This is a genomic window from Acinetobacter piscicola, from assembly GCF_015218165.1.
GTDB classification, from domain to species: Bacteria; Pseudomonadota; Gammaproteobacteria; order Pseudomonadales; family Moraxellaceae; genus Acinetobacter; species Acinetobacter piscicola_A.
The window spans coordinates 1,133,136-1,155,079 of sequence record NZ_CP048659.1; the positions used below are offsets into that span (position 1 = coordinate 1,133,136).

Annotated in this window: 22 protein-coding genes; 13 read left to right on the forward strand and 9 right to left on the reverse strand. The window is 38.7% G+C overall.

From position 1 onward, the window contains the following. Positions 1-26: 26 nt before the first annotated feature. Positions 27-848, reverse strand: a complete 822-nt coding sequence (gene dapD, locus G0028_RS05465; RefSeq protein ID WP_180044900.1) for a 2,3,4,5-tetrahydropyridine-2,6-dicarboxylate N-succinyltransferase — start codon at positions 846-848, stop codon at positions 27-29. 300 nt (positions 849-1,148) lie between these two features. Between dapD and carO the strand changes: the two genes are divergently transcribed. Beyond that, entirely contained in the window at positions 1,149-1,892 is a 744-nt protein-coding gene (carO, locus tag G0028_RS05470; RefSeq protein WP_174493069.1) for an ornithine uptake porin CarO, read from the forward strand. A 67-nt stretch (positions 1,893-1,959) separates the two neighbouring features. Here carO and G0028_RS05475 read toward each other — a convergent pair whose 3' ends face one another. From G0028_RS05475 to G0028_RS05505, 7 genes are all read right to left on the reverse strand, one after another. Continuing rightward, positions 1,960-3,177: an outer membrane protein transport protein gene (locus tag G0028_RS05475; RefSeq protein WP_180044899.1), complete on the reverse strand. Its 1,218-nt coding sequence runs from the start codon at positions 3,175-3,177 to the stop codon at positions 1,960-1,962. Positions 3,178-3,347: 170 nt separating this feature from the next. Continuing rightward, complete coding sequence (locus G0028_RS05480; protein WP_130072926.1) at positions 3,348-4,277, reverse strand: CysB family HTH-type transcriptional regulator; 930 nt, start codon at positions 4,275-4,277, stop codon at positions 3,348-3,350. Between the two features lie 55 nt (positions 4,278-4,332). After that, positions 4,333-5,394, reverse strand: coding sequence for a sulfate/molybdate ABC transporter ATP-binding protein (locus G0028_RS05485; protein WP_130072925.1), 1,062 nt, complete (start codon positions 5,392-5,394; stop codon positions 4,333-4,335). An 11-nt stretch (positions 5,395-5,405) separates the two neighbouring features. Continuing rightward, the gene (gene cysW / locus G0028_RS05490; RefSeq protein WP_130072924.1) at positions 5,406-6,299 is read right to left on the reverse strand and encodes a sulfate ABC transporter permease subunit CysW; all 894 of its coding nucleotides are present in this window, start codon (positions 6,297-6,299) and stop codon (positions 5,406-5,408) included. Then, the gene (gene cysT / locus G0028_RS05495) at positions 6,296-7,129 is read right to left on the reverse strand and encodes a sulfate ABC transporter permease subunit CysT (RefSeq protein WP_130072923.1); all 834 of its coding nucleotides are present in this window, start codon (positions 7,127-7,129) and stop codon (positions 6,296-6,298) included. The genes cysW and cysT overlap by 4 nt, the downstream gene beginning before the upstream one ends. A gap of 81 nt (positions 7,130-7,210) precedes the next feature. After that, positions 7,211-7,813 (reverse strand): RBBP9/YdeN family alpha/beta hydrolase, encoded by a 603-nt coding sequence (locus G0028_RS05500; protein ID WP_180044898.1) that lies wholly within the window; start codon positions 7,811-7,813, stop codon positions 7,211-7,213. A 23-nt stretch (positions 7,814-7,836) separates the two neighbouring features. Continuing rightward, positions 7,837-8,847, reverse strand: a complete 1,011-nt coding sequence (locus G0028_RS05505; protein WP_180044897.1) for a sulfate ABC transporter substrate-binding protein — start codon at positions 8,845-8,847, stop codon at positions 7,837-7,839. A 162-nt stretch (positions 8,848-9,009) separates the two neighbouring features. Between G0028_RS05505 and pabC the strand changes: the two genes are divergently transcribed. The 4 genes from pabC to G0028_RS05525 all read left to right on the forward strand — a co-directional run bounded on the left by pabC (position 9,010) and on the right by G0028_RS05525 (position 12,546). Next, positions 9,010-9,852, forward strand: coding sequence for an aminodeoxychorismate lyase (pabC, locus tag G0028_RS05510; RefSeq protein WP_180044896.1), 843 nt, complete (start codon positions 9,010-9,012; stop codon positions 9,850-9,852). Then, the gene (mltG, locus tag G0028_RS05515; RefSeq protein ID WP_180044895.1) at positions 9,827-10,882 is read left to right on the forward strand and encodes an endolytic transglycosylase MltG; all 1,056 of its coding nucleotides are present in this window, start codon (positions 9,827-9,829) and stop codon (positions 10,880-10,882) included. The genes pabC and mltG overlap by 26 nt, the downstream gene beginning before the upstream one ends. A gap of 9 nt (positions 10,883-10,891) precedes the next feature. After that, the gene (tmk, locus tag G0028_RS05520; RefSeq protein WP_180044894.1) at positions 10,892-11,494 is read left to right on the forward strand and encodes a dTMP kinase; all 603 of its coding nucleotides are present in this window, start codon (positions 10,892-10,894) and stop codon (positions 11,492-11,494) included. Positions 11,495-12,129: 635 nt separating this feature from the next. Further along, positions 12,130-12,546, forward strand: a complete 417-nt coding sequence (locus tag G0028_RS05525; protein ID WP_130072916.1) for a PaaI family thioesterase — start codon at positions 12,130-12,132, stop codon at positions 12,544-12,546. Positions 12,547-12,609: 63 nt separating this feature from the next. Here G0028_RS05525 and nadB read toward each other — a convergent pair whose 3' ends face one another. Then, entirely contained in the window at positions 12,610-14,247 is a 1,638-nt protein-coding gene (nadB, locus tag G0028_RS05530) for an L-aspartate oxidase (RefSeq protein WP_130072915.1), read from the reverse strand. Between the two features lie 227 nt (positions 14,248-14,474). Between nadB and G0028_RS05535 the strand changes: the two genes are divergently transcribed. The 8 genes from G0028_RS05535 (at position 14,475) to G0028_RS05570 (ending at position 21,940) form a co-directional block, all read left to right on the forward strand. Then, the gene (locus tag G0028_RS05535) at positions 14,475-15,866 is read left to right on the forward strand and encodes a Do family serine endopeptidase (protein ID WP_130072914.1); all 1,392 of its coding nucleotides are present in this window, start codon (positions 14,475-14,477) and stop codon (positions 15,864-15,866) included. 113 nt (positions 15,867-15,979) lie between these two features. Further along, entirely contained in the window at positions 15,980-16,429 is a 450-nt protein-coding gene (locus G0028_RS05540) for an acyl-CoA thioesterase (RefSeq protein ID WP_130072913.1), read from the forward strand. A 168-nt stretch (positions 16,430-16,597) separates the two neighbouring features. Next, the gene (gene lepA / locus G0028_RS05545) at positions 16,598-18,415 is read left to right on the forward strand and encodes a translation elongation factor 4 (protein ID WP_130072912.1); all 1,818 of its coding nucleotides are present in this window, start codon (positions 16,598-16,600) and stop codon (positions 18,413-18,415) included. Between the two features lie 22 nt (positions 18,416-18,437). Then, positions 18,438-19,292, forward strand: coding sequence for a signal peptidase I (gene lepB, locus G0028_RS05550; RefSeq protein WP_180044893.1), 855 nt, complete (start codon positions 18,438-18,440; stop codon positions 19,290-19,292). Positions 19,293-19,648: 356 nt separating this feature from the next. Beyond that, on the forward strand, positions 19,649-20,023 hold the full coding sequence (locus G0028_RS05555) for a DUF4845 domain-containing protein (RefSeq protein WP_130072910.1): 375 nt from the start codon (positions 19,649-19,651) through the stop codon (positions 20,021-20,023). Beyond that, a complete protein-coding gene (gene rnc / locus G0028_RS05560) occupies positions 19,995-20,687 on the forward strand; it encodes a ribonuclease III (RefSeq protein WP_130072909.1) in 693 nt (230 codons plus the stop codon). The genes G0028_RS05555 and rnc overlap by 29 nt, the downstream gene beginning before the upstream one ends. A gap of 5 nt (positions 20,688-20,692) precedes the next feature. Next, positions 20,693-21,721: a GTPase Era gene (era, locus tag G0028_RS05565; protein WP_180044892.1), complete on the forward strand. Its 1,029-nt coding sequence runs from the start codon at positions 20,693-20,695 to the stop codon at positions 21,719-21,721. A gap of 30 nt (positions 21,722-21,751) precedes the next feature. Next, positions 21,752-21,940, forward strand: a complete 189-nt coding sequence (locus G0028_RS05570) for an NF038104 family lipoprotein (RefSeq protein ID WP_180044891.1) — start codon at positions 21,752-21,754, stop codon at positions 21,938-21,940. Positions 21,941-21,944: the final 4 nt, after the last annotated feature.

The window sequence follows — 21,944 nt, forward strand, 5'->3', positions numbered from 1 at the left end:
AACACGTAGTTCCTTAAAATGAACGATTAGTCTTCGCGTAATAAGTCATTCAAACTGGTTTTTGCACGTGTTTTCGCATCTACTTTTTTCACGATAACCGCAGCATATAAGCTGTATTTACCACATTTTGATGGAAGGCTACCCGATACAACAACTGAGCCTGCTGGTACACGACCATAATGGATTTCACCGGTTTCACGGTCATAGATCTTGGTAGATTGACCAATGAAAACACCCATTGAAATAACCGAGCCTTCTTCAACGATCACGCCTTCAACGATTTCAGAGCGTGCGCCAATAAAACAGTTGTCTTCAATAATTGTAGGATTCGCTTGAAGTGGCTCTAATACACCACCAATACCTACACCACCTGAAAGGTGAACATTTTTACCAATTTGAGCACATGAACCCACAGTTGCCCATGTGTCAACCATTGTGCCTTCATCGACATAAGCACCGATGTTGACATAAGAAGGCATCAACACAACATTTTTTGCTTGGAAAGAGCCTTTACGTGCGACAGCAGGAGGCACAACACGTACACCTGCTTCTTGGAATTGTGCTTCAGTCCAGCCTTTAAATTTCGTATCAACTTTGTCGTAAAAACGAAGATCACAAGATTCAATTGGCTTATTGTCGTTAATTTTAAAAGACAATAAAACAGCTTTTTTAAGCCATTGGTGAACAATCCATTCACCGTCAATTTTTTCTGCTACACGAAGTGAGCCATTATCTAAACCCGCAATTGCTTCCTCAACGGCTTGGCGAATTTCTGCTGGGCATGTTGCAGCAGTGAAATTAGCACGGTCTTCAAATGCTTGCTCAATAAGAGTTGAAAGCTGAGACATGATCTTTTTTCCAAAAAAAGTTTGCGGAAGATTCTACACCAAAAGTGATGAAATGAGATAAAAAAACCGCATTTTCTAGAAAAATATCATATTGAAAAAGGTTTTATCGGATAAGCATAAAAATACGTATTTTGTATAGATGTAAAGCAACTAAAAACAAATAATTACGTAGAATTGTATCAAAAATTAACAAAACTTCATCAATATGTATATTTTTTAACATAAAGTTTTTGAATATGATGGGCTCACGTCAAAAATATATGAATGATTAAAGAAGAAATGCTTTTTGAGGAGACATCTATGAAAATGTTAAAAGTATTAGCAGTAGCAACAGCATTATCTGCATCGTGTTTTGCAATGGCTGATGACCAAGTGGTACATAGTGGTTATGCATTTGATAAAAACCAATTAATCCCAACAGGTGTACGTGCTGAAGTAGGTACAACAGGTTACGGTGGTGCTTTACTTTGGACAGCGAACCCATATGTTGGTTTGGCTCTAGGTTATAATGGTGGTGACATTTCTTGGTCGGATGATGTTAAAGTAAATGGCTCAACATATGATATGGATATGGATAACAGCCTTGCATATTTAAATGCTGAAATTCGTCCTTGGGGTGCAAGCCAAAATGTATGGGCACAAGGTCTATATGTTGCAGCAGGTGTAGGCTATGTTGATAATGATTATGACCTAAACCGTAATGTAAATGCGGGTCGTAATTTTACTGTGAATCATAAAGACTTCCAAGCAGGTCCTAATGGTACACAAATTAAAGGTAGTTTATCATATGATAATGATATAGCACCTTATGTTGGTTTTGGTTTTGCGCCTAAAATTACTAAAAACATCGGCGTTTTTGGTGAAGTAGGTGCGTATTATACAGGTAATCCAAACGTAAACCTTCAAGCAGTATCTGGTTCAGCTAGCTCAACTGTAGGTCATGATTTAGATCAAGAACTTGCAAATGAATCTAATAAAATTGCAAACGATGACAAATATGAATGGATGCCAGTGGGTAAAGTAGGGATCAGCTACAACTGGTAAGACCTGATCTTTATCATGATCGAAAAGACGAGCTTCGGCTCGTTTTTTTATGCATATCATTTATTGTTTAAAATGAATAACCAATTTTTATACCATAAGCGATTGCATAATTATCATCTATTGCATTTAAGTTTGCACTTTGATTACCTGCAATAAAAATATCGTTTTGTACGGTTTGAGCTTTTTGTAATTTAAAATATTTTAAACCCGCTGTAATAAAACGATTGGGTTGTAGTTGATACATTGCACCGAGACCCAAAGCATAAAAACCATCGGAAGGATTGAGTGTCCCAGCAGGATTTCCTGTACCTGAATCCCAAGATACATCTGTGAGCATGATCCATTGATCATTGACTCGATGAGCCAATCCTAACTGACTAGACCATTGATCTTTTTTATATTCAATCAAATTAAATTTTTGAATGAGTTCAGGGTATTGCATAACAGCTGCATCCAAAATGGCATTAAACTGCGTAGGTTGCATGTTAAAGTCTTGCCAATTGACCCAACGTAAAGAACCATAGATTAAATGCTTGTTACTGACAGCAGTTTTGAAATCCACATTTACCGATTGTGGGGTTTGAATATTGGTGCTGCTATTCGGTACAAATTGTATTTTTTGTCCTGCGAGCGTTTCATTTACATGGTGATTGTGCTTAATTTTGGAGTGATAGCTTATTGAGGTACTGAGTGCATATTCAGGGATTTGATAATGGACTCCAGCTAACCATCCTACAGCAGTATCTGCTTTAAATTCAGCTTGATAACCACTCATAATTGAATACGATAAACCTTCTAAACTCAGCTTACTTTGCAATTCTTGCAGCGTAAAGCCTGCATATACTTTCCAGTTTAAGTCTGGCTGGTAACCCCATAAATGAGTCAGGCTTTGACTTTTGACTTTAAATTTTGCTGCTTCAATGGTTTTATTGGGCAGTAGGGACGAAGGTGCATACTGATCGTCAAGTTCAGCTTTATAAGGCTGATCATAAATAAAACCCAATGACCAATGGGGATGGTATTGTATTTTAATTGCCGCATTGAACATGGAGTAGTCTTGAATCAGTTGTCCTGTCGAGAAGTCACTCACACCCACTTTTTCTAATAGGTCGTGGTTGGTAACTTGTCCAGAAACATGTGGATGTATCTGTGCTATAGACAACTCTAAATAGTTATCTTTTTCTAAAAAAGCAGAGATAGATTGTTCAGAATTTTCTAATCCTGCTGCAAAACATAGACAGGGAGACATCCCGAAGGCGAGTGTTCCCAAAAAACCAGTATTCATGCTGTGACCCCAACCAAGTATAAAAAGTTATATTGCTTTATTTTTATTCAATAATTTTATGGGGCTTTTGTAGAATGTGCAATCATCAATGTTAATAATTATATGATTTTTAAAATAATAAAGAGAGTGATGATCACTCTCTTTGAGTTGTATTGATTAATCTAGGAGATTTAGTCCTCAGGATAAGCGATTTTTTTCAGGGCTTTGATATCTGCTTCAGGTGAGCATAATGATATGAACTCATAGCCATAGCCACGTAGCAGATGCCCTTTACGTACTGCGATCCAAGTGGTGTTAACACCAAAAATATCAGTATCAATTTGTTTAAGACGGTGGTCACGTTCTAAGTCATAAGCCACATCATTGACAATACCAACGCCCATGCCAAGTTCAACATAAGTTTTAATGACATCGGCATCAAGTGCTGACATGACAATATCGACATCTAATTCAGCATCATGAAAGGCTTTGTCAATTTTTGAACGTCCTGTAAAACCGCCGTGATAGGTAATAATTGGATATTCAGCTAATTTCTCTAAAGTGATGTCTTGAGGATCAAGTTTGGTCAATGGATGATCTTGTGGCGTAATAATGCTATGTTTCCATTCATAAAATGGCACACTTCCCAAGTTGTCTTCAGTGGTGAGTGACTCGGTTGCGATACCAATGTCAGCTAAACCAAGTAGTAACATTTCAGAAATCTCAACAGGACTCGCTTGTTGCAAAATCAGATGGACTTTTGGAAAGGCTTTTTTAAATAAATTGACAATAGGTGGTAATACATAACGTGCTTGCGTATGTGTTGTTGCGATAGTTAATGTGCCTTCATCGACTTTGTTAAAATCATCTGCAAGACGTTTGATATTATCAGCATCGATTAACATACGTTCAACAATGCTCAATAACGCTTGTCCAGGCTCAGTTAAACCAAGTAAACGCTTGCCTTTACGTACAAAAAGTTGTACACCAAGTTCATCTTCTAAATCTTTGATATGTTTACTGACACCTGATTGTGATGTATACAATGCCGCAGAAGCTTCGGTTAAATTATAATTTTGTCGAACTGTCTCTCGGATAATTCGTAATTGTTGAAAGTTCATTTTAATCATTACCTCGGGGTTTGGATGAGTGGATTACACTCATCCGTAGAGCGTATTACGCAACTTGATTTTCAAATAAGTGTAATGTCGAAGGGCTAAGCCAAACGGTTTGGTTTGGTCTAAATTTATGTAATTTTGCCTCTTCTGAATTTAAGGAAATTTCAATTAAATTTCCTTGACGATCATGTAACTCCGCCATGACTTTACCTGCGATCCAAACTTCACGTAAGAAAGTTGCTTGAATGGCATTTTCAGTGGGTTGAGTATGAATAGTGAGTTCATCAGGGCGTGCAAATGCAATCACTTTGCCATCAGCCGTATTTTTTGCCGCATCAAGTTGAAGATGATCATCACCTAAATACAGTGTGCCTTGACGATTTTCACCTTCAAATCGGTTTGCTTGACCTAAAAAGTCAAAGACAAATGGTGTTGCAGGTTTTTCGTAAACTTCACGAGGTGAACCAATTTGCTCAATATCCCCTTTGTTCATCACCACGATTTGATCGGCAACTTCTAAAGCTTCTTCTTGGTCATGGGTAACAAAAATAGAGGTAATGTGTAACTCATCATGTAAAGTACGTAGCCAACGGCGTAACTCTTTACGTACTTTGGCGTCTAATGCACCAAAAGGTTCGTCCAGTAATAATACACGTGGCTCAACGGCTAAAGCACGTGCCAATGCAATACGTTGACGTTGACCACCTGAAAGCTGTGCAGGGTAACGATCTGCTAAAAATCCAAGTTGAACTAAATCGAGTAATCGTGTTACACGTTTTTTAATTTCCGCTTCACTTGGACGCGTTGCACGTGGGCGAACACGTAAACCAAAAGCCACATTGTCATAGACTGTCATGTGACGGAATAAGGCATAGTGCTGAAATACAAAACCGACTTGACGCTCACGAACATGAACATTGGTGGCATCTTGACCCTCAAGCATGATCTGCCCACGGTCTGCTGACTCTAAACCTGCAATGATGCGTAATAATGTTGTTTTTCCACAACCTGATGGACCGAGTAGGGCAACCAGTTGACCATCCGGGAAATCTAACGTGATATCTTTTAGTGCATGGAATGCACCGAAGTGTTTTTCAATATTTTTAACTTGAATACTCATGAGGTCATTCCTTAAGAAACTGTTGAATCATCTTTGCTTTGGTTTAGTTTTTCTTGGCGGAACTCAACCCATGTTTTTAAAATCAGGGTAATAATTGCCAATAAAGCCAAGAGCGATGACACTGCGAATGCGGCACTAAAGGTATATTCGTTGTACAAAATTTCTACATGTAAAGGCAAGGTATTGGTTTCACCACGGATATGTCCAGAAACCACAGAAACTGCACCAAACTCACCCATTGCACGTGCGTTACATAGAATAACACCGTAGATTAGCCCCCATTTGATATTAGGTAAGGTGACTTTCCAAAAAGTCTGCCAGCCTGATGCACCTAATACGATTGCAGCTTCTTCTTCCTCTGTACCTTGCGCTTCCATCAGTGGAATGAGCTCACGTGCAACAAAGGGAACAGTAATAAACACTGTGGCTAAAACAATGGCAGGCGTTGCATATAAAATTTTAATATCATTGTCCATGAGCCAGCCGCCTAACCAACCTTGCGAACCAAAGATCAAGACCAACATTAAACCCGCAATCACAGGTGAAACTGAAAAAGGTGTATCAATGATGGTGGTTAAAATGGCTTTACCACGGAAATTAAACTTCGCAACACACCATGCGGCAGCAACACCAAAAATCACGTTAAGAGGCACTGCAATTGCAGCAGTTAACAAGGTTAATTTAACCGCTGATAATGTATCAGGGTTAATTAAAGCCTCAAAATAGACCGCTAAACCTTGTTTAAATGCTTCAACAAAGACCAAAATTAATGGCAAAATTAGACAGCTTAAAAAGAAGATCAAAGCAATCGTCAAAAGAGTATAACGAACCCATTTCGGCTCACGTGTTGCATCTCGTGACTGAAGTTTTTCAGCCAAAGCATTACTATTTGTTGTTAAGCTCATCGTGCAGTTCTCCCTGTGCGGCGACTTGCCCATGCTTGAATCAGGTTAATTAAGAACAAGATAAAAAATGAGATGACCAACATCACCACAGCAATCGTCGTTGCACCTGCATAATCATATTCTTCTAAACGAGAAATAATCATGAGTGGCGCAATTTCTGTTTCAAACGGCTGGTTACCTGCAATGAAAATCACAGAGCCGTATTCACCTACGCCACGAGCAAATGCCAAAGCAAATCCTGTTAAAAGTGCAGGAAAGAGTACAGGTAAAATCACTTTGGTAATGATTTGAAAACGATTCGCACCCAATGCTGATGCAGCTTCTTCGAGTTCTGTTTCAAAATCACTTAGTACAGGTTGTACGGTACGGACAACAAAAGGAATACCAATAAAAATTAATGCTAAGGTGATACCTATAGGGGTATACGCAACTTTGATGCCTAATGGCTCTAAATATTGCCCAATCCAACCTGTAGGTGCATATAAAGAGGTTAAGGCGATCCCTGCAACTGCGGTAGGCAAAGCAAAAGGTAAATCAACTAAAGCATCGACAATGCGTTTACCTGGAAAAGTATAGCGGACTAAGCACCAAGCCAGTAACAAACCAAAAACGACATTAATTAAGGCTGCGATAATCGCGGTACTAAAACTGAGTTGTAAGGCTTTGATAATACGTTCTGAACTGAGAATTTCCCAAAGTCCATCCCAACCCACACCTAATGATTTTATGAATACAGCAGATAATGGTATCAGTACAATTAAAGACAAATACGCTAGGGTGAAGCCTAGTGAAAGACCAAATCCTGGCAGCACTCGGGATCGCTGCGACATGACTACTCCTCAAAGAGAGAAAGCTTGTTGAAGTCAACAAGCCAATAAACTAAAACTTTTGCCAAGCTTAAGAGGCAATACTCAAATAGCAAATTTAAAAAACAACTTGCTATCATCAAAATTATTGATATAAGCATTGGCAGGTGCTGCAATTAAATAATCAAAAATTTCAGGAAAAGTGTTAAAGCCTGATGCAACATTAATATGACCTGCTTGTCCTACATTATGTGGTTTAATTTTCCATGCTTTTGCTAAGGCTTGCGCATCTTCAAAATTTAACCAAGGATCATTTTCAGAAATAATCATGTCTACAGGCACATCAATGCGTAGTTTTTGAAAATATTCAGCATAATTTCCAATACTATCCCTTGCAAAACCTGCTTCACCAAAGCGAGCAGGGTTGGCGGGTGCAACTAAAACCAATTTTTTAACTTTTGATTTTAATTCAGGGTGTTGTGCTAAAGCAGCCACACTCGTTAAACAACCAAAACTATGTGCAATTATTTGCATAGGTGCATCGACTTTGTCGAGTGTATGGACAAAATTTTCGATCCATTCTGCTAAAACAGGATGATCCCAATTTTGTTGTACACGTGAACAAGACATGAGCTGGCGCTGTAACCAAGACTGCCAATGATCATAATCACTGCCACCTACACCTGGAACAATTACGGTATGAATCATGTCGATGCTCCTACTGAAATCTATTATTTAGCTGTATTATTGGCTTTAACGATTTGATCGAAAACACCATTATTTTCAAAATGTTGTTTTTGTACTTTTGTCCAACCGCCAAATTCTTTATCAATCGTCACAAGTTTAAGTGGTTTAAAGGTTGTGGCATATTTTTTCAATGTTGCTGCATTGCGAGGACGATAAAAGTTTTTCGCCGCAATTTCTTGTCCTGCAGGTGAATACAAATAATTCAGATAAGCTTTCGCAAGATTTAAACTGCCATTTTTTTCCGCATTTTTTTCAACAATCGCCACAGGCGGTTCAGCTAAAATTGAAAGAGATGGAGTAATAATTTCAAATTTACCAGGTTGTTCACGTTGTGCTAAAAATGCTTCATTTTCCCAAGCCAACAACACATCACCAATGCCACGTTCTGCAAATGTTGTGGTAGAGCCACGTGCACCTGAGTCCAAGACTTTGGTTTGTTTATAAATTTGGCGAACAAAGTCTTGTGCTTTTGCATCTGAACCGTACTTATGTTTAGCCCATGCCCATGCTGCAAGATAGTTCCAACGTGCACCACCAGAAGTTTTTGGATTTGGCGTAATAATATCAACACCAGGTTTGATTAAGTCGCCCCAATCTTTAATGCCTTTCGGGTTACCTTTACGCACTAAAAATACAATGGTTGAAGTATATGGTGTTGAGTTCTGCGGAAACTTCTTTTGCCGATCTTTAGGTAATAAGTTGGTTTTGTCTGCAATAGCGTCAATATCTGCAGCCAGTGCCAAGGTCACCACATCTGCGCTTAAGCCATCAATGACTGCACGTGCTTGTTTACCAGAACCACCATGTGATTGTTTAAAATTAATCTCTTGTCCTGTTTTTGACTTCCAATAACCTGCAAATTGCTTGTTGAAGTTGTCATATAACTCTCGGGTTGGGTCATAAGAGACATTAAGAAAGTCTTTTGCGGTTGCAGTAAAAGAAGTTGCTGAAATGAGTACTGCAGCAATACCTAATTTTAATTTTGAAAATTGCATGTGTGAATGCCCCAAATGATTCATAATTTCGTTAATATGCGTGCAGCATAACGCCAGTCTTTATCCATAAAAAATAATAAAAAACGAATTTTATATGAATAAAAAAGCATAAGATTGGTTTTTCAATGTACATTTATTGGCTGTAATTTTAGGAAAATAGAGATGGTAATCTGTTATAAAAATGGTCAAATTGTTGATTCTGTGTCAATTTTTGATCGTGCATTTCAGTATGGTGATGGTTGTTTTACCACAGCTCGTATTTATGACAATGTCATCGAACTAGAAGATTTACATCGTCAACGTCTGCAACAATCTGCTGAACGGTTATTTTTGCCAGTCGATTTTTCGCTTTTAGATAAAATGTTCAAACAACTTGAACAAAAATTTGATGTATTAAATGGCACTTTAAAAATTGTGATCAGTCGTGGAGAAGGGCAACGCGGCTACCTGATGCCTGATCATCCCGCAGATTTATATATATTGTACTATCCACAAAACATCCAAAACTTTCAGCCTGAATTGATTCAAAGTGGTGTATTAACCCAAAAAATAGGTTTAACAATGCCTAAACTTGTGGGGTTAAAAAGCCTGAATCGACTTGAACAAGTCATGTTAAAAAAAGAAGCACATGAAAAAGGATGGCTTGAAGCTTTGGTGATTGATCTACAAGATCGAATTGTTGAAGGAGTGAGCAGTAATTGTTTTATTCAAATAAACAATACATGGATTACGCCTGAACTCCGTTATAATGGTGTGCATGGTGTGATGCGTGCTGAGATTTTGCAACGTATGCAACGCCAAAATATTTCATGTGAACAACGTTCAGTTGGGCTAGATGAAATTTCACATATCCAAAGTCTGTTTTTTTGCAACGCATTGAGCCCGATGAAAATCGTACAGTCTTTGGATAATCGAACTTTAGTGGTTCAACCTTGTGTTGAATTATTTGAAACTTTGCAATTACAACAGTTTAAATCTCATGTCGAATACTCCTGCAAAAAGTAATAAAAAAGCGCCTAATAAAGCACACAATAAATTTTATAAAGGTATTGCGCTTGTACTGATTGGACTTTTAGTTCTAGGCGCAGTCGTGTTGAAAATGAGTTTATTCAAAACTTATCCTATCACGGGTGTAAAACAAAAATTAGTGATTAATAATGGTGAAACTTATACTGGTTTTATTGATCAATTAGCCAAAGATGACAAAGTCAGCTTTCCAATTGTTTTAAAGTTATATCGCAAAGCCTTTATTCAGGAAACCATGAAAGCGGGTGTCTATGAAGTCACGCAAGGCATGAGTGTACGTGATGTTTTAGTCATGGTCTCAGATGCTGATAATGCACAAATGAACCGAATTTTAGTCATTGAAGGGACAACAACGCAGCAATTACTCAAAAGCTTGAAAAAAGATCAATATGTGAAAACGGAGGTCGCAAATCTACCTACCGCCGAGATGCTCAAAGCCTTAAATATTCCTTTTGAGCATGCAGAAGGTTTGTTCGCACCTGATACATATTTCTTTGATAAAGGCGCAAGTGATCAAAAGATTCTGACCGATTTATATCAGCGACAAATGAAAATTTTAGACGAGGCTTGGGAAAAACGTGACCAAGGTTTACCTTATCAAAATAAATATGAAGCCTTGATTATGGCGTCAATCATTGAACGTGAAACCAGTGTAGACAGCGAGTTAGAGCAAGTATCAGGAGTATTTGTACGTCGTTTAAAATTAGGAATGCGTCTGCAAACTGATCCAACCGTGATTTATGGTATGGGTGACAACTATAAAGGCAATATTACTAAGCAAGATTTACGTACACCAACGCCTTATAACACCTATACCATCAATGGCTTACCACCAACCCCGATTGCTTTGCCAAGTAAAAAAGCCATTGAGGCAGCCATGCATCCTGACAATTCAGACAATATTTACTTTGTTGCAACAGGAAATGGTGGACATAAATTTTCAAGTAATCTGGCAGATCATAATCGTGCAGTTCAGGAATACCTTACTGTGATGCGTGCTAAAAATTAAGGAGTAGTCATGTTTATTAGTTTTGAAGGCACAGAAGGCGTAGGTAAAACCACACTGATTCGAAAATTATTTGAGCATTTTCAGGCGCAAGGTAAAGATGTTGTACTGACCCGTGAGCCGGGTGGAACACCGTTGGCTGAGCAAATTCGCGGGTTATTACTGTCAGTCAATCATGAGGAAAAAATGAGTCATGATACTGAATTATTGTTGATGTATGCTGCACGGGCACAGCATGTGGAAACCGTGATTTTACCTGCCTTGGCAGAGGGTAAAATTGTATTATGTGATCGTTTTACGGACAGCAGTTTTGCCTATCAATGTGCAGGGCGTGGGCTGAGTCGGGAAAAACTACAACTTCTAAATGAAAACTTTGTCAGTCGAATGCCTGATCTTACTTTTTGGTTGGATGCACCGATTGAATTGGGCATGACACGTGCGCGAGAACGCGGTGCTTTAGACCGTTTCGAACAAGAAAAAGTCGCTTTTTTTGCATCAGTCCGTGCAGGATTTGCAGAAATTCATACACGTGAGCCTGAGCGTATGAAGCGTTTAGATGCAACACAAAGTCCTGAACAGGTGTTTGCTGAGGCTTTAAGCTATTTGGTTGAATGAGTTTAATCATCACTTTAGTCACAATTTTTCCAGATTAAAATTGCTTTGCCGTAAGGGGAAATGACAGGAACCTAAGTTTCAGTGATTTCTTCCAATCGGCTCATGTCTAAACATACATGCTGACGTTGATCTTCTTCTTGCTCATTGCTCGTGAACCAAATGGTGATATTTCCGATGCAGCTTCGCAGTTAATGTAATTGTTGTGTATTGAATTTGCTTGCACTGCGACAAGATTGTCCTTGATGAAATATCTGTCTTAATTGGTGTGAATATTTATCCAATAAAACATCTGTATCAAATGTCAGTCCAATCAACGGAATGAAATAGCCTTCAGTGCTGTATATTTTATTTTCTAAACCTGCGCACTGACTTGCATAAAATAATTGTGTTGCTTTTTCAACAATGAAGTATAACTATGCGCTTTGTGTACTATCGGAAAAATGTAAGGCTTTTGCACCGTGTTTGATGAAAATTTATGGTTTGAGTGACTTTTAAAATAGAACAAAATGAAAGCATTGGCAAAAAACTTCTTTTTGATTGAAAATGTGAACCCAAGCGTTCTCAAGTCTTTGCAGAAAAAGCTTTATATTGAAAATACAGTGTCATAAAGAAATAATGTAAGGAATAAATGAAAAATGAAAAGCACTAAAAAGGAAATTATTGATTTTTTAACCGTTCATTTTCCACCAAGTTTAGAAAAATGTGAAATTGAGGAAGTGACTGAATGTGGGGCAAGTTTGATTTGGCATGTGAGTGGCACAGATATTCGCCCAGGGGGGACGATTTCAGGACCAACCATGATGACTTTGGCTGATTTTGCTTTATATGTCGCGATTTTAGGTGAAATTGGGATTGTCGGTTTGACAGTAACGACCAATTTAAATATTAATTTTTTACGTAAACCCTCTGGCGGCGTAGATTTGCGTGGGGTATGTAAGCTTATGAAAGTGGGACAGGCATTGATTGTTGGTGAAGTCTGGATTTACTCAATTGATCAGGATGAGCCTGTTGCGCATGTCACGGGAACGTATTCCATTCCACCGAAAAGATAAAACCATCTGAGCTGTTTAGTTAAAAAAAGAGATTCATTGGAATCTCTTTTTTTAATATATTGATTAAGTGTTAACCAAAGGTGTTTCCACTTTAAAGTTTGGTGGGGTCAGTACGGTTTTACGGAGTTCATCGGATAGTTCAGGATAATCAAGAGTGTAATGTAAACCACGAGATTCTTTACGTTCCATCGCACAACGTACGATCATTTCCGAGACCAAAACTAAATTACGTAGCTCAATTAAATTCTTGCTGACATGATAATCTTGATAATATTCAGTAATTTCTTGTTTAAGCATTTCAATACGATGTAAAGCACGTTCGAGACGTTTGGTTGTTCGTACGATGCCGACATAGTTCCACATGGTCTGACGTAATTCATCCCAATTTTGTAAAATCACCACTTCTTCATCAGGATTAACGGCCTGTGTCGCATCCCATTCGGGTACATGCGGCACTTCGAATGTTTGATCAAATTTTTTCTCAATATCTTTTGCAGCACTCATGCCATAGACAAAACATTCGAGTAGAGAGTTACTTGCCATACGGTTTGCACCATGCAAGCCAGTATACGAAGTTTCACCAATGGCATATAAACCCGCAATGTCGGTTTCACTATTTTCATCGACCACAACACCACCACAAGTATAGTGCGCAGCAGGGACAACAGGAATCATCTCTTTGGTGATGTCGATACCAAGTTCCATTAAACGTGCATATAAAGTTGGGAAATGTTCTTGAATGAAATTTGCAGGTTTATGGCTAATATCAAGCCAGACATGACGAATACCTAAGCGTTTGATTTCATAGTCAATGGCACGTGCTACGATATCACGAGGTGCAAGTTCTGCACGTTCATCAAAACGCAGCATAAAGCGTTCACCATCTGGTAGACGCAGATAAGCACCTTCGCCCCGCATGGCTTCGGTGATTAAAAACGAGCGCGCTTGTGGGTGATATAAACAAGTCGGATGGAATTGATTAAACTCCATATTTGCAACACGACAACCTGCACGGTACGCCATGGCAATACCATCACCTGTTGCTATGTCAGGATTGGACGTATATAAGTAGGCTTTCATTGCACCACCGCAAGCAAGGGCAGTGAATGGTGCTAGAAAAGTATGTACTGTTTCATTACGCTCATCGAGTGCATATAAGCCTAAAGCTTTATTTACTAATGCTTTATGACCTAATTTGTGTGTGGTAATGAGGTCAATCGCAATATAATTTTCAAAAATCGTAATATTTTCTTTTTCTTGAGCACGTTCAACCAAAGTGGTTGAAATAGCTTTGCCTGTTGCATCGGCTGCATGAATAATACGGCGTTGAGAATGTCCACCTTCACGGGTCAGATGCAGTTGTTCATCTTCATTTAAAGTAAACTTCACGCCATGTTCAAGTAAAAAGTCAACGGATGGTCGACCACCTTCTACTGTATGTTTGACTGCATCGATTTCGCATAAATGCGCGCCTGCAATCATGGTGTCATCTATATGTTGTTCAATGGAATCCGTTTCATCCAGTACAGCAGCCACACCACCTTGCGCAAAATAGGTGCTGGCATCAGTAAGACTAGATTTGGCTAAAACGGCAATTTTAAAATGTGTTGGTAAAGACAGAGCGAGGCTTAAACCTGCACCGCCACTACCTACAATAATCACATCAAATTGGTGCGTGGTTTTTAAATTAGACATGTCCATCAGCTAATTTGAAAAGAGTTTGCTAATAACACTCTCTTTTTGAATAAATTTCAATGGTTATAAGTCTCAGATTTTTGTCGATAAGGCAAATCATTCACTTTTTAAGGATAATTTAAGTAAATTATTGTTTTTTAAAAATATAGAAACATTTTATTACGCAATATTATAAAATTCTATGTTACAAACAAATTCATCAACAAAAAACAAAATTTGTAGGTTAGTCATTCATGAAAATTAGCTTTATACAAAAAGGAATGTATGCAGCAGTATTTACAGTTGCAGCAACACAAGCACAAGCGCAAGCACCTGTTGATTTTTCAAATTTAGTCGAACAAGTTAGTCCTGCGGTAGTGAGTGTGAATGTTGTTAAAAAAATGTCGCAAGAAGAATTATTACAACAGCAAGTACCTGAAATTTTAAAACGTTTCTTTGGTAATCAGATCATTATTCCACAGCAACAAATTCCGCAAGAGAAAACAGGCTATGGCAGTGCCTTTTTTATCAGCAAAGACGGTTATTTAGTAACGAATCATCATGTGGTAGAAGATGCTTCAAAAGTGACCATTGTCCTGAATGATCGCCGTGAAATTGATGCTAAAGTGATCGGAAGTGACGAGCGTACAGACATTGCATTGCTTAAAGTAGATGGTACGAATTTTCCATCACTATCCACTGGCAATGTCGATCAGCTTAAAGTTGGTCAACCTGTATTAGCCATTGGTTCACCATTTGGTTTTGATTATTCCGCTTCGGCAGGGATCGTCAGTGCGAAGTCACGTAATATGATGGGTGAAACTTCCGTTCCATTTATCCAGACTGATGTTGCATTAAATCCGGGGAACTCAGGTGGCCCGTTGTTTAATCAACAAGGACAAGTGGTGGGTGTGAACTCACGTATTTTTAGTGGTACAGGCGGCTACATGGGCTTGTCATTCTCCATTCCAATCGATGTCGCGATGGATGTCGTGAGTCAGTTGAAAACCAATGGTAAAGTCACCCGTTCTTATTTGGGAGTCATGCTACAAGATATTGATCGTAATTTGGCGGAAGCATACAAATTACCAAAACCTGAAGGATCTTTGATCACCCAAGTCGCAGCAGGTTCGCCAGCAGATAAAGCAGGTTTTAAATCAGGTGATGTGATTATGAAATATAATGGTTCGCCTATTTCACAGACCAGTGAGTTGTTGAACTATCTGAACCGTACTCAACCTAAACAAACCGTACAGCTTGAAGTTTTGCGTGATGACAAAGCAAAAGTTATTACCGCAACATTAACCACCGCACCTGATGATACACCAGCGAAAAGTGATCGTGGTACCACTGCATCTACCAAGAAAGGTCCAATTTTAGGGGTCGCAATTCGGACTTTAAATGAAATTGAAAAATCACGTTTAGGTATTAAAGGCGGTGTCTTGATTCAAGATGTCACTCGTGGTGGCTTAGCTGCACAGTCGCGTATTCTCGCAGGGGATGTTGTGACGCAAATTAACTCGAAAACCATTTTAAATGCCAATGATTTTGTGGAAGCTGTATCTGAACTAAAAGCCAATACTGTTGCACGCGTGGCAATTATCCGCGATGGACAACATGCCATGTTGGGTCTAAGAGTACAATAATCTTGGCGGCAAGCAAAAATATGAACCACTCTACGGAGTGGTTTTTTTGTCAATTGCATGGGCAAAATGTTAGTGTAGATAAGATTGTAAAAGCGAAGTAATAGGATCTTTTTGTGGCAACAGCATATTTTGATTTAAAACTCACGGTTCAACCTGAACATATTGATATTTTAGGACATGTCAATAATGTGGTTTATGTAGCATGGATGCAGGAGGTCGCTACAGCACATATCGAAGCTTTAGGTTTAGGTGTCAAGGATTATCTAGAATTAAAACATGCGATGGTTGCAGTGGAACATCATGTGCAATATCGTAAAGCTGCGCTTGAAGGGGATGACATTATTTTAAGAACATGGCTCAATGACATTAATGCATTATTTTCATTCCGCCAATATGCTTTTTTTCGTGCAGCAGATCAGGCATTGTTATTTACAGGTACGACGAAATGGGCATGTGTTGAAATTGCCACAGGGCGCCCAAAGCGCTTATCACCGACGTTTATTCAAGCCTATCAACCTTTAGATGAAAATATTGATCCTTATGATGTGAGTGATCTAAAGTGACCATGAAAATAGGGATATTAAGTCGCTTCATTTTTAAATAATTCAATTGCCTGATCATTATTATGGATACTTTAAAAAAACCATCTGCTATAATCCCTCGCAATTTCTATTCAGCTTTTGTTATGTATATTTTTTCAGTACATAGCGTGTTTTTCTTCAAGGTAGCCCATGGCGCAAGCTAAAAAATCTGTCGATATTAAAAATATTCGTAATTTCAGTATTATCGCGCACATCGACCACGGTAAGTCGACACTCGCAGACCGCTTCATTCAAACCTGTGGCGGTTTACAAGATCGTGAAATGCAAGCACAAGTTTTAGATTCAATGGAATTAGAACGTGAGCGTGGGATTACTATTAAAGCAACGTCTGTAACCTTGTATTACACTCATCCAAATGGTCAAGAATACCAACTCAACTTTATTGATACACCAGGACACGTGGACTTTTCGTATGAAGTATCACGTTCTTTGGCTGCTTGTGAAGGTGCATTATTGGTTGTTGATGCAGCGCAAGGTGTGGAAGCACAGTCGGTTGCTAACTGCTATACAGCAATTGAACAAGGTTTGGAAGTCCTTCCAATCTTAAATAAAATCGATTTACCGCAAGCAGAGCCTGAGCGCGTGATTCAAGAAATTGAAGATATTATTGGGATTGAAGCCACTGAAGCACCGACATGTTCAGCAAAAACAGGATTAGGGATTGAGGGTGTCTTAGAGACGTTGGTCAATGTTATTCCTGCACCTGAGGGTGACCGTGACGCACCTTTACAAGCCTTAATTGTAGACTCGTGGTTTGATAACTACTTAGGTGTTGTGTCTTTGGTTCGTGTGAAACAAGGACGTGTGAAAAAAGGCGACAAAATGTTGATGAAATCAACAGGTCAGTCTCATATCATTACGTCTGTGGGTATTTTTAATCCAAAACACACAGAAACTGGGATTTTGGAAGCAGGTGAAGTTGGCTTCGTGATTGCAGGGATTAAAGATATTTTTGGTGCGCCTGTGGGGGATACCATTACTTTAGCAACGACACCGGAAGTAGCTTCATTACCTGGCTTTAAAAAGGTTAAACCACAAGTCTACGCAGGTTTATTCCCAATCGATGCGAGTGATTTTGAACCCTTCCGTGAAGCGTTACATAAACTACAAATTAACGATTCGGCATTGTTCTTTGAACCTGAAAGCTCAGATGCGTTAGGATTTGGTTTTCGTTGTGGCTTCTTGGGTATGCTGCATATGGAAATCGTACAAGAGCGTTTAGAACGTGAGTACGATTTAGACCTCATTTCTTCAGCACCGACCGTAATTTATGAAGCCGTGATGAAAAATGGCGACACGATTTATATCGACAGTCCATCAAAAATGCCAGATGGTTCAACGGTTGAAGATTTACGTGAACCGATTGCTGAGTGTCATATTTTAGTACCACAAGATTATTTAGGTAATGTCATGACTTTATGTGTTGAGCGCCGTGGGGTGCAAAAAGACATGAAGTTTATGGCCAACCAAGTATCCATTACGTTTGAAATCCCGATGGCTGAAGTCGTGATGGACTTCTTTGATAAATTGAAATCATGTTCGCGTGGTTTTGCATCACTCGATTACAATTTTGTACGCTTTGAGTCTTCATCTTTGGTTAAGGTTGACGTGTTAATTAATGGTGACAAAGTAGATGCATTGGCGATGATTTGTCACCGTCAAGATGCACGTCATCGTGGCATTGCCTTGGTTGAAAAGATGAAAGATTTGATTCCACGTCAAATGTTTGATGTTGCAATTCAAGCGGCGATCGGTGCGCAAGTGATTGCACGTTCTACAGTCAAAGCAATGCGTAAAAACGTCTTGGCAAAATGTTATGGTGGTGACGTTTCTCGTAAGAAGAAATTGTTATCGAAACAAAAAGAAGGTAAGAAACGCATGAAACAAGTGGGTAGTGTTGAAATCCCACAAGAAGCGTTCTTGGCTGTATTAAAAGTCGATAGATAAGAAGTAAGAGGTCGTATCGCTCATGGATTTTGATTTTAATTTAATTCTCTTACCTGCAACACTGGTGTTTTTTGTGTTGTGGTTACTCGATAAATTCGTGTTTAAACAACGCGAAACAAAGGGTAAGGGGAATGAACATTTTATCATTTCATGGGCATACGATTTTTGGCCAGTCCTTGCCGTTGTTTTGGTGTTACGTTCATTTTTATTTGAACCTTTTAATATTCCCTCTGATTCGATGGTTCCGACCTTAGAAACGGGTGATTATATTTTGGTAAATAAGTACCAGTATGGTGTGCGTTTACCGATTACCAATACTAAAGTCATTGATGTGGGTGAGCCACAACGTGGTGATGTTGCGGTGTTCCGTTATCCTGAAAATCCAAAAATTAGTTATATCAAACGTATTATTGGTTTACCGGGAGATCATATTGTTTATGATCAGGGGCAATTAAGTATTAATGGGAAAAATGTTACACAGACCCCAGTCGAATTTAGTCGTGAAAAAGATATTTTGGATACTCCAAAATCAATTTATTACACTGAAACTATGGGTGAGCATAAGCATCTTGTGCGCATTTTAGAAGGTCAAAATACTTTGGCGAGTGCTTTCCAATATGCACAGAAAAAAGAAGATTTACCTTTTGTTGCGCGTGATAATGATCGTTTCATCAAATCAAATGGTCAAAGTTGGGAAGTCACTGTTCCGAAAGGTCATTACTTTGCGATGGGTGATAACCGCGATCAAAGTGCTGACAGCCGTTTTTGGGGATTTGTACCTGAGGCAAATTTAACAGGGCATGCGATCTATGTGTGGATGCACAAAGAACCAGGCTTGAAATTACCTTCATTTAGCCGTAATGGGACAATTGACTAAGCTTCCTTTGAGTCGAATCTGATTTTAAGTATAAAAAGACCAATGTACATTGGTCTTTTTTTATTTTCTTTTGAATGACAACTGAGTAAAACGTCAAAGTGGTGAGTTTATAAGATTTCATGCAAATTTTTTTATAAAAATGAGTATCGAAATCTAGTAACTGAATGGGCTTTGCAAGATAATACAATACTGAAATATTGATTCATGATGACGAATGTTTAACATTTACGCATCATATTAATATGACATTTTAAATTTGGGGAATTTGTAGGGTTAAAGTGGCAAGGTTGAAGGATCTGGTCTTATTTTAAAGTCTGCAAAATGATATAATTATTTTCGCCTAGTGGATAATAACAATGCGTAAATCTCAACAAGGTGCATCGTATATTGCGATTTTATTAGGAATCGTGGTCTTTGCTTTTATCGTGAAAGCGGTATTAGCACTTTGGCCATCGTATTGGGATGATCGTGTGATTAATGGTCAAATTGAGCAACTTCTTAAAGAAAGCTCAGCGGATATCACACCATCTAAATTTGAAAGCCAAATGAGTCAACGTTTGGACATGAACAATATTCGTGATATTAAATTTAGCGATATTGCGAAAGTTTCAAACGACAACGGCTTAACAGTGACAAAGAAATATGAAGTAAGAACACCATTCTTCATGAATATTGATTTAGTCCAAACATTCGAGAAAAGTTTTGATCAAAGGTCAGTTCAAAGTAAGTGATCCTCGCTTACAGAGTCGTATCGGCTATGAATTTAAACAATCTGAATTGCTACAACTTGCATTGACACATCGTTCGGTGAGTCATAAATACAATTATGAGCGCTTAGAGTTTTTAGGTGATTCATTATTGGGGATGATCATTGCAAACTATTTGTACCATGCTTATCCGCAAGAAAATGAAGGTCGTTTAACCCGTATGCGTGCGACTTTGGTGCGCCAAGAAGCCTTAGGTAAAATTGCCAATGACTTAAAATTAAGCACCAGTTTAATTTTAAGTACAGGTGAATTGAAATCAGGCGGTCATCATCGTGAGTCAATATTAGCAGATACAGTAGAAGCGATCATTGGTGCGATTTATACAGATTGTCAAGATTTACCGATGTTGCGCAATATTGTACTGAAATGGTATGAACCCTATTTAGAACATATTGAACCCACAGATCAGTTGAAAGATCCGAAATCACGTCTCCAAGAATATCTACAAGCTCGTAAAAAGCCATTGCCGAGTTACGAGGTTGTAGATATTCAGGGTGATGCACCCAATCAGCATTTTAAAGTAGAATGCTTAGTAGAGGGCTTGCCTAAAATGATGGGTGAGGGCTCAAGTCGTCGATTTGCAGAACAGGCAGTCGCGGCAGATTTTTTAAAGTTATTGGAGCAGTAAACTGCATGACTACACATTCCGATCACAACGATGCTGATCACGAGCCGCAAGACAGCGGTAATGACTTAATTAACCAATTTTTTAGTTCACAAGGAACAGAAATTCCTGCGGATTATAAAAGTGGTTTTGTGGCGATTGTCGGCCGTCCAAACGTAGGTAAGTCGACTCTAATGAACCATATTTTGGGTCAAAAATTATCCATTACCTCACGTAAGCCACAAACAACTCGCCATAAAATTGTCGGGATTGATAGTCGTGAGACATCACAAGCTGTATTTGTGGATACGCCTGGGATGCACAAAAAAGAAGTACGTGCCATCAATAAAATGATGAATAAAGCCGCACATTCTGCATTGCGTGATGTGAACCTTGTTTTGTTTGTATTGGATGCAGACAAGTGGACACAGAACGATGAGTTGGTACTTGAAAAACTGAAAAATGCAGAAATGCCAGTTATTCTAGTCATCAATAAAATTGATACGCTTGAAAATAAAAACCATGCTTTGCCATTGATCCAAGAGCGTGCAAAGTTAATGAATTTTGCGGAAATTGTACCAGTATCTGCATTACGTGGTGCAAATTTAGATCATTTACGTAATACCATTGAAAAGTATTTGCCATTTCAACCACCCCTATATGCTTTAGAGCAGTTAACAGACCGTTCTGAACGTTTCCTTGCGAGTGAAATTATTCGTGAGAAAATCATGCGTCAGTTAGGTGAAGAACTGCCTTATGATTTAACTGTGCAAATTGAATCATTTAAGACTGAAGAAGCAACGATTAATCCTAAAACGGGTCGTCCTAAAGCAGCGTGTACTTACATTGATGCAACCATTTTTGTAGATCGTCCAGGACAAAAAGCCATCGTGATTGGTGAAAAAGGTGCTAAGCTGAAAAAAATTGGTATGGATGCACGTGTCGACATGGAAAAAATGTTTGAACAAAAAATCATGCTAACACTTTGGGTGAAAGTCAAAGGTGGTTGGTCTGATGATGAGCGTGCTTTAAAAAGTTTAGGTTATAGCGATATTTAAGCGCTGATTTGAGAAAAGGATAGAGCCGTAATGATGAAAGTTTTTGTCATAATATCTTGTATGATCGTGTTACAGGGTTGTGTCCACAAACTCGTTACGGTTCCTGTCAAAGCAGCGTATGGTGTGACCAAAGGTGTGGTAAAAGGTACTGCGGCTGTGGTCGGGGCAGTCATCCCAGATGGAGATGATGACGATGATAAAAAAGACAAGGATGATTAATTCG